We start from the raw sequence: 14,797 nt of genomic DNA, 5'->3' as shown, positions 1-14,797 counted from the left end.
CAGCATACATACACGCCCCTGGCCGTGAATGCTTACTCAGGCAGAGAGCAGGTGACTGGCCCGTTTCTGGCACTCCTGACCCGACATCACTATTCCGCAGTTCCCTCTGCCCTGCTCGCAGGCCAAATCGGTGCGACAGCCTGACCGGCAGAGTCGCCAGACAGTGCCGGACTGCCGGAAGCCAGTTCACTGAGGAGGTGACCATGAAGATAATAATTCACGATATCGCTATTTATTTTGCCCCCTAATGACTGATAAAAACCGTTTGCTTCAGCGTTTGATTTCTCGGCATTCCAGCTGAGGCTACGACACTCATGCTTCAGAGCGAGTTTCGCCATAAAACACATGAGGGATTTACCTGTACCCTTACCTCTCTCACGCCGGGAGACATAGAGCTCTTTAATGTGCATTTCGCCACTGTACCTCGGCGAGGGATAGAGAATAGTGCAACACGCCAGCCCAGTGATTTCAGCATTGCGACGCGCCCTGAGCACCAGCGTAGCGGAGAGCGGACTGAAGAGTCGGTTACTGAGATAATGCTTCAACAGTGCTTCCTGAATAATGCCCCTACCATAGTAGTGCTCTTCCATCTCGGTAAAAATTTTCACCATGGATTCCCATTCATCTGGCGGGCATATTTCTACTGTTACTTCCATGTTTACTCCCTGTCACTGAAAAAATGTCATAGTCGAGCCGGGGTTTAGCCCAACCACAGCCCTTGACTCTTTGGCCCCATATATAAATGAACTTAGCCTTGAGCGAAAAGCGGACGCCCTATAGCGTTACCAGGCGTCCGTTCACCTGAAATGGACGGATTACTTTACCCGCTTCCCCGTTTCGTCAGTAACCTTCTCGCCATCCTCTTTTGTAAACGCGCCTTTCTGACTTTCCGGCAGAATATCCAGCACGATCTCTGAAGGGCGGCAAAGACGAGTGCCCAGCGGCGAAACCACTATCGGTCGATTAATCAGAATCGGATATTGATGCATGAAATCAATCAACTGCTCATCACTGAATGTCTCTTCATCAAGACCCAGGCGTTCATAAGGCTCAACGTTTTTACGCAGCAAGGCGCGCACCGTAATCCTCATATCTGCAATAAGTTTGATAAGCTCATCACGGGTCGGGGGCGTGTCGAGATAATAAATTATTGCAGGTTCGTTACCGCTGTTGCGGATCATTTCCAGCGTGTTGCGTGAGGTGCCACAGGCCGGATTGTGATAGATGGTTATGTTGCTCATATCAGTATCTCATTACAAAGTGACAGAGAGCCGCCACGCCAGCGCCGCCAGAGTGACAAACAGGACGGGCACAGTCATGACAATGCCGGTTCGCACGTAATATCCCCAGGTAATCGTGATATTTTTCCGGGCAAGCACGTGCAGCCACAGCAGGGTAGCCAGACTGCCAATCGGGGTGATTTTCGGCCCTAAATCGCAGCCAATCACGTTGGCATAAATCATTGCCTCTTTGACGACACCGGTCGCCGTACTGCTGTCAATCGACAGCGCGCCAATCAGAACTGTCGGCATATTGTTCATCACTGATGAGAGAAACGCCGTCAGGAAGCCGGTACCGAACGCCGCTGTCCATAAACCCTTGTCTGCCAGCAGATCCAGCACGCCAGACAGGGTCTCCGTAAGCCCTGCATTGCGCAGGCCATAGACGACCAGATACATCCCAAGCGAGAAAATAACGATCTGCCAGGGTGCACCGCGCAGGACTTTCCCGGTGTTAATGGCATGGCCTCTTTTCGCCACCACAAACAGCACTGCTGCGCCAGCCGCTGCTATCGCACTGACCGGGATGCCCAGCGGTTCCAGAACAAAGAAACCGACAAGCAACAATAACAGGACGATCCAGCCCGCCCTGAAGGTTGCCAGATCTTTTATCGCACTGGCTGGCGTCTTCAGCAGCGAAACGTCATAGGTCGCCGGAATATCCCTGCGGAAGAAGAGATGCAGCATGACCAGCGTGGCCACAATCGCTGCCAGATTCACGGGCACCATCACGGAGGCGTACTGCGTAAAGCCCAGGTCAAAGAAGTCTGCCGAGACGATATTGACCAGGTTAGAAACAATGAGCGGCAGACTGGCCGTATCTGCAATAAATCCTGCCGCCATGATAAAGGCCAGTGTTGTGCCCTGGCTGAATCCCAGCGCGAGCAGCATCGCAATGACAATTGGCGTCAGGATCAGCGCGGCACCGTCATTGGCAAATAATGCAGCAACAGCGGCACCCAGCAGGACTATCCAGGTAAATAAAAGGCGGCCACGTCCGTTACCCCAGCGGGAGACATGCAGAGCGGCCCATTCAAAGAAGCCGGATTCATCGAGCAGCAGGCTGATGATGATGACTGCAATGAAAGCCGCTGTCGCATTCCAGACGATATTCCAGACAACGGGAATATCAGCGATATGGATGACGCCGGTTCCGAGCGCCAGCGCAGCTCCGATACTTGCGCTCCAGCCAATACTCAGCCCTCTGGGTTGCCAGATCACCAGTATCAGCGTCAGTAAAAATATCCCTCCAGCCAGTAACATTTCAGACTCCATTACATATGATTACGTGAATATGTTTTCCAGCCTCAGCAGGAGGTGCAGGCCGATTTTGCCAGCCATTCTCGCACCTCTTCCCGCAGGCACTGCCAGGACGTCGTGATTGTCTCAGCGGCCCACGCCGGTATATGCGGTGACAGACGATAGTGGACCCACTTACCTTCACGACGATCAAGCACAAGCTTCGCCTCGCGAAGAAGCGCCATATGGCGCGATATTTTGGGCTGTGATTCGGACGTGGCTGCACAGATATCGCATACACACAGTTCTCCGGATTCCCGCAGAAGCATCACGATGGCGAGCCGTGTTTCATCCGACAGGATTTTAAAAAGCTGAACAGGCTGTAGCATTTTCCACTCCGCGCCTTCGAAAACATATATGTTAGTTCATATGTATTGAGTTTAAAATCACCCAATTCCTTCGCAGAAGAAAATGGAACAATTTTCAGCCCTGAACACTGAATGCTTTGATCAGCGCATTGCTGAAGCGGGAGCCACCATCAATCCTGATCTTTTATGGCTCAGCTATGCCGCAGAGTAAGCCGGTCGTCTGCTGACGGCATGGGCGCGATGGTGGAAATCCTGAATCCCTCTGATTTACCCCTGCCTGATGATGCGCCGGAATCGCAACTCAACGTTACCGGGGTGCGCAGTCTGGTCAGATGGTTAAAGCATGGCAAAAGTTCGAGGAAAAAGAACGAATGAGACCTTCTTCATGGCATGACCGCATCGTCGATGCATTAAACATTCCCCCATCCCGAACTGACTATCGACAGACGTATCTAATCCTGGGCAGTCGTCCAGAGCTGGCAATCTCCTGACACCAGTGGACCGTGCCTGAAGGAATTACATCTATTGATAAGGCACTCAGTAAATGGTTTTATCAATAACTATTCATGAATGCTGAATAAGGCCAAAAGCATTGTCATTAGAATCCGCAGAGTGGTTTAGCCGGAATGGCATAGAGTGTTCACGGGTCAGAGCCCGTAACTCTGGCTTTCCGAAACATCTCCACGATGAATATGTCATCAGTGCAAACCTGACGGGGGTAGAGGAAATCTGGCTGGCGGGAAAAACCGCTTATGTCAAAAGCGGGCAGGTTACCTTATACAATCCGGGAACGATTCAGGCTTCACGTTTTGATACTCACGCAGTTGAATTTATCAGCGTACACATACCTCAGGCTCTGATAAAAAAGCTGGCAGAGGAGGAGAATCTCAATAGCGCTCACCAAGCCCCGGTTCTGCGCGAAGGCATAATCAATAACACCCGCCTGTTTGACGCGCTGACCCGTTTTGCATCATCGGCCCGGCTTGATCGGGGCATGGATGAGGAGCAGGAACTGATTTTACTTTGTGGTGAGCTGCTTGAGTCGCCAGCTCTACTTCAGCAGGGGGATGAGCAGAAAATCAACCTTGTTATTGCCTGCCTGCGGGAGAACCTTAGCGTAAGACCGCAGCTGGAGATGCTCGCTCAGCTGGCAGGTATGAGTAAATATCATCTCGTTCGCGCCTTCACCCGGCACACAGGTATGCCGCCTCTGCAATATCACATGCAGCTTCGTCTGCACCATGCCCGCGACCTGCTTCGCAGAAATGTGCATCCGCTTGATGCAGCTCTCAGGCTGGGATTTTACGATCAGAGTCATTTCATTAATGCATTTCGCAAAGTGATGGGAATTACCCCCCATCACTATGCTTTGCAGGTGAGATCAGGCCACAATAAATTCCCGGTACCCTGAGACAATCACGTAAAGCGCAAAATAGCTGAATATGATCGCCGAGGCGATAAAGGAATATTTAAGCAGGCATTGACCCAGCAGTTTGCCGCCAAAACTTCCAACCAGGCACAGGACACACGTCCAGAACATGCCCGCGATGAAAAATCTTCCCAGAAACCAGGAGGTAGCGGCAACATTGTGCGGACCCATCCGGGAGATCAGCGCACCGCCCACGGTCGCAAACCAGAGAATAGCCGAGGGAGACGACATGGCGAGCACAACACCGCGCCCGAATTCACGTATGAGCGGGCGGGAGTGATGCGTTTCGCTCACGTCAGGCTCCGAAGCGTTTCTGAAAGCGGCTATCAGCATTTTGCCTGCGAACCAGAGAAGCATCGCGCCACCCCCGATCCACAGTATCCAGCGAACGACTTCATACTGAAGCAGTACGGCCATGCCCGCCAGCGCCAGTAGTGCATATGCCAGATCACCCACACACGTTCCCATTCCCAGCCAGAAACCATGAAAATATCCGCGTTGCATGGCAAGGGTGATCATCACAATATTGGCAATCCCGATATCAAGACACAATGAAAGGCTCAGTAAGAAGCCATTCGAAAACTCGATCATATTGTAAAGCCTCTAATCGTCTTAACATCCCCGTTTACCCGACCAGTTAAGCAGCCGATCGGTAATTCGTATTGGAAGAAATTGCGCGAAGAGTCAGATCGAAGGACACATCGTATCCTTCATCAACGACATAGCTGAGCCGTAATGTTTAATCGGTTCGCACGTCTGGTCGCCCCACTCTCCTGTCTTGTCCGGACGGGAATCAGTCCGAAGTGTTCCTTCTGTCTCGATAACATCGCCACTTACATCGCTCGCTATTTAATAGTTTACAACAAGGCCATTTGATGTCAGTGTAATCAAACTAAATAGCACACTACTTAATAGCAAGCATAAGGAAAGCCGTCATGAAAGTGAAAATTACCGCAGGTGCTTTATTGTTAGCCAGTCAGATGACGTCAGCCTGGGCTGATTCTGCTGAAAACGTGCCGCAACCTACCGCTGGCGTGGCGACGTTCCTCAACGCACTGAACAGCAGTGGCGGAAAGCCCATGGAGACCTTATCCCCTAAAGAGGCCCGCGCAGTACTGACCGGAGCGCAGAAAGGTGCCCCACTGCCGCCCGCCCGGATCGCTGAAAAAACCATCACGGTAATGGGCAAACCGCTGACGCTGACGATAGTGAAACCTGCCAGTGCCTCTGGCGAGTTACCGGTGTTCATGTTTTTCCACGGCGGTGGCTGGGTACTGGGTGACTTTCCTACACACGAGCGTCTGGTTCGCGATCTCGTTAATGAGTCCGGTGCTGCGGCGGTATTTGTGAACTACACACCTTCACCTGAAGCCCGTTATCCGGTTGCGATTACCCAGGCTTATGAGGCAACAAAATGGGTGGCCGAATATGGCAGTGAAATTGGCGTGGACGGTAAGCGTCTGGCACTGGTGGGGAACAGCGTGGGCGGAAACATGGTTGCTGCCGTCGCGTTACAGGCTAAACAACATAAAACACCGGCAATACGCTATGACGTGATGCTGTGGCCTGTTACCGATGCCCATTTCGATGATGCCTCTTATAAGCAATTTGCCAATGGCTATTTTCTGACGCGAAACATGATGAAGTGGTTCTGGGACAACTACACCACCTCAGAAAAGGAAAGGAGTAACATTCTGGCCTCGCCGCTGCGCGCAACCAAAGCCGAGCTGGCGGGGTTACCGCCAACGCTGATTCAGACTGCCGAGCTGGATGTACTGCGTGATGAAGGGGAAGCATTTGGCCGAAAACTGGATGCTGCTGGTGTGCCGGTAACCGTCACGCACTATAACGGCATGATCCATGACTTTGGTTTGCTGAATGCCCTGAGTAAAGAGCCAACGGTGCGAACGGCGATTAGCCAGGCGTCAGCAGAGCTGAAGGAACATCTTAAATAAACGACGTGATTCATGCGTTGTAAAAGGGCAAATCAGTCGGCCAGCGCCGGCTGATTTCTCAGGTATCAATGCAGTCAGGCATCTGCGCCTTGTGACTCGTCTCTGTGCAAACTGAATAAACGCATACTCTGGCTTTGAGGTCGTGCATGCAGTTAACGCTCTGGAAATACCCCAACTGTAACTGTTACCGCGCTGGTTCAAAGGAATAAATGCGAGCACACATGCGCGTTAGCGGCTACTCGAAGAATCTCGCTTAAGAAATATATTAAGAAGTCCGCTTCTGGCACAAAATGGCATTCTTATAGGTTGAAGGTCCGCTATGAGTGAAAAGCGAACGTCATAAACTCGACGTCAGATTATTACCACCACATTGAAAGATCACAACCCGGCTGCGAACTCAGATAGGCATCCCCATTATCTTTAGCGTGCTCTGTTGGGAAGCTGTGCTGAGAACTGTGTCTTTGACATGTAGCATCCCCTGTTTTTCATAGAATCTGTAAGCTCGCTCATTCTGCTCAAGTACTTCCAACCACAGGTACTTTTTTCCACGGTTTTGCGCAATCGCTATGAATCTTTCAAACATCATCTTTCCGTAGTTCTTACCCGTCTCTGTGGGTATCAGATATAGCTTATTAAGTAAGACACCTGAAATAGAAGTCTCTGGTATACAGCTTTCCCAGGTGATCTTTGCAAAGCCGATAGGGTGATGTGCTTCTGCCAGATACCACGATGTGCTGGGATCTTGCAGACTTTTTTCAAGCGCAGGATACGAGTACTCAGCATCTAGAAATACATTCATTTCGGATTCTGAAATCCACATGTGGCTGAAATGAGAGCGATAAATGTTGTAGCCGAGCTCATTCAATATTCCTGAATCCGTCAGATCTGCATCCCGTATGTTAAATATCATGAATTAAATCCCCTGTTTAACGTTTGCTCTTAAATCCCTGAACTTCGGGAGCATTTTGGAATATGTCAGGTTCTGTACGTTGGGTTTAACATAAAATTGCTGTCAGGCTGTCCTCTGCAGCCTGCCCGAACTCAAATCCCTGTGCATAACCGCAATACGGTTCTCAATTTACACCAGGTCTTATCCTTGCTATATCTTATCTCAAATCAGCGGGCACCCTGTCCTCTCAGTCAGACCATGCGTTTATAGGGGGTATCGAAATGAATCAGACCCACTCCGTTCCGGAAATTTATAATCCTGATGTGCCGTACGCAGTGAAGTGCGAGATCGTGACTCAGTTGTGTCGGGCACTGGCTGCCCATAAAAACATGACTCCGGACGTTCTGAGGAAGTATCTTCTGGATAAGCTTCATGTGGATTTCGAAAATCTGGATGATAATCCGGTAGGAATGCTGCTCTTATACGAGTACCTCTATTCTCAGCGTCCCCCGGCCTGTGCCGAAGTGAAAGGAAATCTCCACTAAGAATAACCTCTGGCGGGGAATTTATTTACCGCACCACCCCGCCTGTGACCGCCCCTGTCAGCAATAAAAAACCTCACCCGATGCCTAACGTGGCCGGTAATTTCACTCTCATCAGAAGATACAGCCCCACTGCGCTTTTGCATAACCCGGGGACCGCGCGGGCCGCCGACGCCTGTTGAGATCACTCCGTCAGACGCGCCAGCATTTTGCCTCTGTAAGTATAAATAATCGAGCATATCAGCAGGCTAAGCAAAGCCGTGCAGATAAAGACACCCGCGCCAGTCATCGCCAGCATTACCCCACCGATTAACGGCCCGACAGAAATTCCCAGAGACGACAGCATTGAGGCACCCAGATAAGCCCCCCGATGCGCTGCCGGTGCCAGTTGATCAAGCAGGATGTTCAGGTTCGGCATCAGGATCGCTTCTCCGACACTGAACACACAGGTCACTATCAGCCAGAGCCAGATCTCCGTCGAACGCGTACAAAAAAAGCAGATTTGCGAAAGTGCGAAAATTAACCCACCCAGAAGAATGCGTTTTGGCAGGGAAACCGGAGCCAGAAACCGCATGATAAACGTCTGAAAGACCAGCACGGTGCAGGCATTCGTCACCAGTATCAGAGTTACCAGTTTTATGGCGGCGTCACCATCCAGTATAAGGAGATACTGGGGCAGGATGGCTTCGTAATGGATGAATACAATACTGCACAAAATGCTGCACAGCAGCGCGGCAATATAGATTTTGTCCCTGGCAATAATACGTACGACCTGATGCAGTTTTAACGAAACCTCACTGCCAGCCTGTGACGCTTTCAGCAATTTGCCCGCGGGCACAAATAGCAGAACGTAAACGAAAAAAGGGATATATGACAAACCCGTAATCAGGAATGTTCCCTTCTGAGAGGTAAGCCCGAACGCAATTCCTGTCAGCGGACCAAATACCGCGGCGACGTTGATAAGGTAGTAGCGCATTTGCAGGGCAAGCGCTCGGCGGCGGCGGTCCACCAGCAAATCACTCATGAGTGCACGCAGAGGAGGGTCAACCCAGGCAAAGGAAATGCCGATGATCATCAGGCCAATGAAAAACAGCCCGATGCCTGCGGCCTGAGCAAGAATGATATAGCCCAGCGCAGAAAACCCACAGCCCATGAGGAGAATGACGCGTCGACCCAGCCTGTCTGAGATCTGCCCGCCATACATACCCAGCACCACTGAAAACAGTGCGCTGCTGGTCATCGCCACGCCAATCGCAATCGGTGACATATGATAATGCTGTGCCATGATCACGGAGATAAAAGGCCAGGCCATGAAATAGCTGAAGCGGATGACCAGCATAAAAAAGAGCAGCGCATGAACTGTTGCCGGAAAAGATTTCAGCGTCTGGATTAATCCTGCCGCCGTGCCCTCCTCTGCGACGGGTTTAGTTGTCATAAATCTCCTTATTCTGTTTTATGAATGCATCCCGCGCGTAGTAGCGCATAAGTGATTAAATAGTAATAAAATTATTTCACATGTCGTGCAATACAAATGTTAAAGAAAGGTTTTATTCGCCATCTTATAAGGGAAAGACTCTTTATCTGAGAGCAATGTAAGGGAATGCGCAAAGCAGATAACAGAAAGCCGACATTACTGCTGATATCAGGGCAGCCCTCACCCCAAAACGGTAACTGGCATGTCAGGGAAAATTATTGGTTGCTACTCTGAAAGGTAAAAGGTCTGCTCACAACCGGTAACAGGAGGCAAGAAAATGCTGGCTTATATCACGACAGGAACCAATGACTTTCAGCGCTCCGTTGAATTTTATAACGCTCTGTTCGACGTCCTGGGCTATGAACGGCAGCCTGCCTGGACAGAAGGCTGGGCAATGTGGGGAAAAGGAAATAATCCGGATGAAGGATTCAGTTTCTGCCTCTGCCCTCCCTTTGACGGTCAGCCCGCAACGGCGGGAAACGGAACAATGTTCGCTTTCAGCGCCGATAACGCCGACATTGTCAGACGGTTTCATGCCGCTGGCCTCCTTGCGGGAGGAAAGAATGAAGGCGAGCCAGGAACACGAACCGCGTACGGACCCGATTTCTATGTTGCCTATCTGCGCGATCCTGACGGACATAAGCTGGCATGCGTTTATCAGCACTATTCTCCTGAAAAAGATAACCCTGCAGCGGAAGAATAGTCACAGGACGGATAAGATTTTATGGTTTTAACGTCCGGGAAATTCAGCCGTGAAATGAAAAGCTTCCGGCTAATTTTTCAAAGAATATTTAAATCACCCTGAAGCATTAACGCAAAACGGGAAAATTCCAGATTTTCCCTAATAGCCACGCATCCAGACGGGGATTAGTTTATCTCTACCCAGCGTCAACCGTTCACGTTTTTAATGACGAGAAGTCGTTAAAGTCTATAAAGCTTAAATGAGCCGACGCCCGACCTCTTGCAATGAGTGGTGCTATTTTATCTTGCCAGCAGATAAATTCTCTCTTCCAAACGGAATAGTTAATCTGGCTCTGATTTTAACCCTTATCCTTGCTGCGGATGATGTCTGATCCGTTGAGTACCGGGTCCGGCTCTATAACTTTATTGGGCGCTGGGCGTTGCGTGCCTGAAATAAATAAAGTCGCGCTTTATTTTAAAGGCATCGCCTACTCACAACCTGGTATATACGGAGATTTCCATGGCATTTTCAGGCACGGGCCGCGTCACAGTTGTTTCGCTGACAAACGGTCAGACACTGTCTCAGTTTACTGCAGACAAATTACACTCTGTTCTGAATGAACCCGCGGTTATTACGCTTCAGGGCCCGCCGTCTCAGGTTTCCTCTTTTCAGAAACAGGGGCAGGACCTCATTCTCAACCTGCAGGAAAGCGACTCGCTTCGCTATCAGAACTTCTTCACTGATTTTGCAGGCCAGCAGAGTACGCTGCGTTTTCAGGAGGGAAATTTACTGCATCAGGCACGATTTGGCCGGGATGTCACAGCCGATACGCAGAGTGTCGCCACGCTTACGCCAGAGTGGCATTCTTCTGACCATGCGAAGTCCTTAACGCCCCTCCCGACCCAGCCTGTGGCAGAGTCTGAGCCCGCCTTATCAACGGTGGAAACCACAGAAAGCCTCTACCTGGCTCCGACAGATCCGGCGTTAAACGGTGCAACTGTCACTCCGGGGGTTAGCAACAGCGAAAAAAACGCCACCTTAACGCTGGCGTCCACTTCTGAAACTTCCACTTTAAGCGCGCCCGCTGCGTCTGACGACGTGAAGGCAACCCCTGCCGCTATCCCGTTACCGGCGCTGACACTGGATCCCGTTACCGGCGACAATGCAGTGAGTTACCAGGAGGGGATCTACGGCATTCTCTTCACCGGCACCGCCGCGCACCTTGCCTCCGGCACTCCGATTGAACTGACGCTGAACGGCAGAACCTGGCAGGGCAGTGTCTATCAGGATAAGTGGCAGGTTCAGCTTTCTGACAGCGACGTCAGGACTATCCAGGACGGCAACCACCTAATAAAAGTCAGCGCAACAGACCCGGAGGGTAACAGTACCAGCCTGAGTCAGAATCTGCTGCTGATCACCCACTACAACGGCAGCAATCCAAAAGTCACCGTTAATAACATCACGCTGGCGGATGCGGTACAGCATGACGGAGACACCTGGTATCTCCTTAGCGGCACCCTGGAAACATCGCTGCCGCTCAAAACCTTTGCGGTGCAGGTTGATGATACCTTTCACTGGAATTATGCGGTGATCCAGCCGGATGGCAGCTGGCGGGCGGAAATCAGCGCGTCGGAGCTTTCTCAGGGTGGCAACAGCCTGTCGTTTGGCGTGCTGGATGGTGCGGGAAACTGGTTTGAACAGAGTGGTTATGTCACAGCCGACCTCACCACGCCGGTTGAGGGCGGGGGTGGCCTTCCGCCGATCACCGACGACAATCCAGCGGATGGCGGCAATACTCCACCAGCCGACGGTGGCACGCCGGTTCCGCCCGTCAGTGCCCCGCCATCTTTAACCATTAACAGCTTTACCGGTGACGGCGTATTAAGCGCCGAAGAGAAACTCACATCACAAACGTTCAGCGGCACCACAGAAAATCTTGCCGCAGAGAGCACGCTGACCATTATGCTGAATGGTCAGTCCTATACGACAACCCTGGCAGCGGATGGCAGCTGGAGCGTCATCCTGCCGGCTGCCGATCTGCAGGCGCTGCCGGTCGGATCTAACCGCATCAGCGTCACCTTTGAAAACAGCGCTGGCGGTACGACTACCGCCAGCAAAGCGATCACCGTCGAGCCGTCAGTTCCGCCGTCTGATGCAACCCCGCCTCAGCCGACCATCGACACGCCGTTTGGCGATGGACTGATGAACGCCAGTGAGCGCTTTGAGCCCGTAACGCTGAGCGGCTCTACCGGCGTGACCGGGGCGGGCCAGAAGATCACCCTTGACGTGGATGGGGTTAACTATGCGGGCACCGTGGACAGCCTGGGCAACTGGTCAGTCTCGCTCTCTGCCCTCCAGCTGGCCGACGCAGAGTTAGCAGAGGGGAACCATACCATCACGGTGACCGCCACCGATCGCTGGGGCCAGTCTGGAACCAGTGAGGCAACCTTTATTACCGATATGCAGGATCCGCTTGTCAGGATTGATCCGCTGGCCGGGGATGGAGTGATCGATAGTCAGGAAATCAACAGCGCGCTGGTGATCGCCGGGAGCAGTGAGGCGGGCAGCACGATTGAGGTTACCTTTGGCGCCCTGCACTGGAGTGGCATCGTCGATCAGAACGGTCAATGGCAGTTCCCGGTGCCTGCAGAAACGCTGCAGGGGATGGAGGAAGGCAGTTACTCTGTCGTGGCCAAAGCAACCGATGAAGCGGGTAACAGCCGCTCTGCCTCAGCAGGCGTGCAAATCTATGCGTCTGATGCGTTACCGCAGCTGACGCTGGATCCGGTCACCGGCGACAATGCGGTGAGTTATCAGGAGGGGATGTACGGCATTATCTTCTCCGGTACGGCTGCCCATCTCCCCTCCGGTACCCCGGTTGAACTGATCCTGGACGGCAGAACCTGGCAGGGCAGCGTCTATCAGGATAAGTGGCAGGTTCAGCTCTCTGACAGCGACGTCAGGACTATCCAGGACGGGAACTACCTCATTAACGTCAGCGCAACGGATCAGAATGGTAACAGTACCAGCCTCAGCCAGGATCTGCTGCTGATTACGCATTACAACAGCAGCAACCCAAAGGTGACGGTCAACGACATCACTCAGGCAAATCAGACAGAGCATGACGGTGAGACCTGGTACGTCATCAGCGGCACGCTTGAAGCGCCGCTGCCGCTCCAGACCTTTGCGGTACAGGTTGATGATACCTTTCACTGGAATTATGCGGTGATCCAGCCTGATGGCAGCTGGCGGGCAGAAATCAGCGCGTCGGAGCTCTCTCAGGGCGGCAACAGCCTGTCGTTTGGCGTGCTGGATGGCGCGGGAAACTGGTTTGAACAGGGTGGCTACGTCACGGTCGACCTGACTTCACCGGTCAGTGACAACAGCGGCGACCCGGTGCCGTCCGTGCCGGATAATCCCACCGACGGCGGCAGTACCCCGCCCGTGGTGGATCACCCCGGCGAGCCTGCCCCTGTCATTGATACCCCATTTGGTGACGGCTGGCTCAATCGTGCAGAGAAAAAAGAGGGCGCGACGCTGACTGGCACAACTGGCGTAACCGGTAGTGGTCAGACGGTCACCGTGATGACTGGCGGCAAACATCGCCTTGCTGAAGTCAGTGACGATGGTCACTGGAACCTCTCCCTGACGCCGGAGACAATGAAAAAAGGGTTCGGTCATGGTCAGCACGACATTGTCGTGACCGCGACTGACGCAACAGGCCACACGGCTACGATAACCACGACCTATCAGGCAGATGCCTGCGCCCCCAGAATCGCTTTTACCCATCTGACAGAAGGAGAGAAAATCGATCTTAATGCTGGCAGCCAGCAGCAGCGGATATCTGGTACAGGTGAAGCGGGCGATATCGTCACAGTCAGTCTGGGTGACCACCAGTGGCAAACCACCGTGACCAGCAAAGGCAAATGGGCCGTTCAGCCTGAGGCGCTGAATACGCACACCGCTGAACCGGGCGAGTATATGCTTACCGCAAGCATTCGCGATGCGGCAGGTAACGTTAACCACGTTTCGCACGTCGTCGAGCTTTATACGCCCGATCCACAGCCAGCACCTGCGCGCGCGATGGATAGCACTTCCTTTCATCACAACAGTGATGGCCATAGCGACACACCAGAGACACAAAGCGGTGAAACGCCCTCGCCTTCTCTGTTAAATCTGCTTACCCATCTGGACAGCGTTGCCGGTCACGACACCCTGATGCCGAATGGCTCGCACGAGGCGCTGGACTTTACCTCGCTCGGGCTGTCAGTCAGCAATAGCGGGGTTATCGACCTGAATGCCTTCAGCAGCAACAGCGTTACGCCGGAGCAAAAAGATCGGTTACCGCTGACTGGCGATACCCGTGAGTTGATGACGATAAAAGAGGCAGAGGGCAATGCGGTCACGCTGAGTACCACCGAAGGCGGTGTCTGGAGCGAGGATGGGCAGCGCAACATTGAAGGCCATCAATACGATCAATATCACACCCCCTCTGCCAGCCATGAGGGTTCGCTGGCTGATCTCCTCATTCAGCATAATCTGTACGCTTAACTGATCTGATCCAGCAGGCCATGGTGGATTTACTGCCCTGGCCTTTTGCTGACAGGCGGCTGGTGGTGTTGTGAAAAATCACGCCTGCAGTCAATCCTCCGCAACAAAATGACAACATTAATAACAAAAAAACATCTTTGTTAAACTTGTGTATAACAAAACTCACCTGTTTCACTAGGCGAAACGGTGTTTTACTGGATAAAATCAATGGAAACAGCAGGGATTCATTTTTATGTCCGCCAGGAAGGCCCAGACACAATCTGAAGTTGATGATTGCACAACAAAAATTACGCAACGTTATTAATTATGTCCTTTTTCAGATAAGGGCGAGCAAAGGAAACGGGTACAGAAAGGAATATCTCTGTGCTCAGGAAGAATCGGTATAAAT

General features: G+C 52.2%; 12 protein-coding genes. 5 read left to right on the top strand and 7 right to left on the bottom strand.

Annotation, left to right across the window (positions count from 1 at the left end; translation table 11 throughout):
• Positions 1 to 89 precede the first annotated feature (89 nt).
• From AC1V0D_RS13730 to AC1V0D_RS13715, 4 genes are all read right to left on the bottom strand, one after another.
• The gene (locus tag AC1V0D_RS13730) at positions 90 to 656 is read right to left on the bottom strand and encodes a GNAT family N-acetyltransferase (protein WP_150029201.1); all 567 of its coding nucleotides are present in this window, start codon (positions 654 to 656) and stop codon (positions 90 to 92) included.
• A gap of 159 nt (positions 657 to 815) precedes the next feature.
• A complete protein-coding gene (gene arsC / locus AC1V0D_RS13725; protein ID WP_337021662.1) occupies positions 816 to 1,241 on the bottom strand; it encodes a glutaredoxin-dependent arsenate reductase in 426 nt (141 codons plus the stop codon).
• 12 nt (positions 1,242 to 1,253) lie between these two features.
• Positions 1,254 to 2,543 carry an arsenic transporter gene (locus tag AC1V0D_RS13720; RefSeq protein ID WP_140029310.1) on the bottom strand — a complete coding sequence of 430 codons (1,290 nt, stop codon included), beginning with the start codon at positions 2,541 to 2,543 and terminating at the stop codon, positions 1,254 to 1,256.
• Between the two features lie 44 nt (positions 2,544 to 2,587).
• The gene (locus tag AC1V0D_RS13715; RefSeq protein ID WP_046102799.1) at positions 2,588 to 2,908 is read right to left on the bottom strand and encodes a transcriptional regulator; all 321 of its coding nucleotides are present in this window, start codon (positions 2,906 to 2,908) and stop codon (positions 2,588 to 2,590) included.
• Positions 2,909 to 3,479: 571 nt separating this feature from the next.
• On the opposite strand from AC1V0D_RS13715, the gene AC1V0D_RS13710 reads away from it, so the two are divergent.
• A complete protein-coding gene (locus tag AC1V0D_RS13710) occupies positions 3,480 to 4,298 on the top strand; it encodes an AraC family transcriptional regulator (RefSeq protein WP_337021663.1) in 819 nt (272 codons plus the stop codon).
• Here AC1V0D_RS13710 and AC1V0D_RS13705 read toward each other — a convergent pair.
• A complete protein-coding gene (locus tag AC1V0D_RS13705) occupies positions 4,269 to 4,907 on the bottom strand; it encodes a LysE family transporter (protein WP_482907587.1) in 639 nt (212 codons plus the stop codon). The two genes, AC1V0D_RS13710 and AC1V0D_RS13705, sit on opposite strands and share 30 nt — an antisense overlap.
• 344 nt (positions 4,908 to 5,251) lie before the next feature.
• Here AC1V0D_RS13705 and AC1V0D_RS13700 point away from each other — a divergent pair, with 344 nt between their 5' ends.
• Positions 5,252 to 6,271 carry an alpha/beta hydrolase gene (locus AC1V0D_RS13700; RefSeq protein WP_482907586.1) on the top strand — a complete coding sequence of 340 codons (1,020 nt, stop codon included), beginning with the start codon at positions 5,252 to 5,254 and terminating at the stop codon, positions 6,269 to 6,271.
• Positions 6,272 to 6,668: 397 nt separating this feature from the next.
• Here AC1V0D_RS13700 and AC1V0D_RS13695 read toward each other — a convergent pair whose 3' ends face one another.
• A complete protein-coding gene (locus tag AC1V0D_RS13695) occupies positions 6,669 to 7,181 on the bottom strand; it encodes a GNAT family N-acetyltransferase (RefSeq protein ID WP_140029306.1) in 513 nt (170 codons plus the stop codon).
• A gap of 260 nt (positions 7,182 to 7,441) precedes the next feature.
• Here AC1V0D_RS13695 and AC1V0D_RS13690 point away from each other — a divergent pair, with 260 nt between their 5' ends.
• Positions 7,442 to 7,705 carry a hypothetical protein gene (locus tag AC1V0D_RS13690; RefSeq protein ID WP_482907585.1) on the top strand — a complete coding sequence of 88 codons (264 nt, stop codon included), beginning with the start codon at positions 7,442 to 7,444 and terminating at the stop codon, positions 7,703 to 7,705.
• A 181-nt stretch (positions 7,706 to 7,886) separates the two neighbouring features.
• Here the strand turns inward: AC1V0D_RS13690 and AC1V0D_RS13685 are convergent, their stop codons facing one another.
• Positions 7,887 to 9,137 (bottom strand): MFS transporter, encoded by a 1,251-nt coding sequence (locus tag AC1V0D_RS13685; RefSeq protein WP_482907584.1) that lies wholly within the window; start codon positions 9,135 to 9,137, stop codon positions 7,887 to 7,889.
• A gap of 316 nt (positions 9,138 to 9,453) precedes the next feature.
• On the opposite strand from AC1V0D_RS13685, the gene AC1V0D_RS13680 reads away from it, so the two are divergent.
• Entirely contained in the window at positions 9,454 to 9,879 is a 426-nt protein-coding gene (locus AC1V0D_RS13680; protein WP_482907583.1) for a VOC family protein, read from the top strand.
• A 498-nt stretch (positions 9,880 to 10,377) separates the two neighbouring features.
• The gene (locus AC1V0D_RS13675) at positions 10,378 to 14,409 is read left to right on the top strand and encodes an Ig-like domain-containing protein (protein WP_482907582.1); all 4,032 of its coding nucleotides are present in this window, start codon (positions 10,378 to 10,380) and stop codon (positions 14,407 to 14,409) included.
• The last annotated feature ends 388 nt before the right edge of the window (positions 14,410 to 14,797 follow it).

Source organism: Pantoea sp. PA1 (assembly GCF_056856975.1).
The sequence above is the reverse complement of the archived record's forward strand: the minus strand, read 5'-3'. Positions and strand labels throughout refer to the sequence as shown.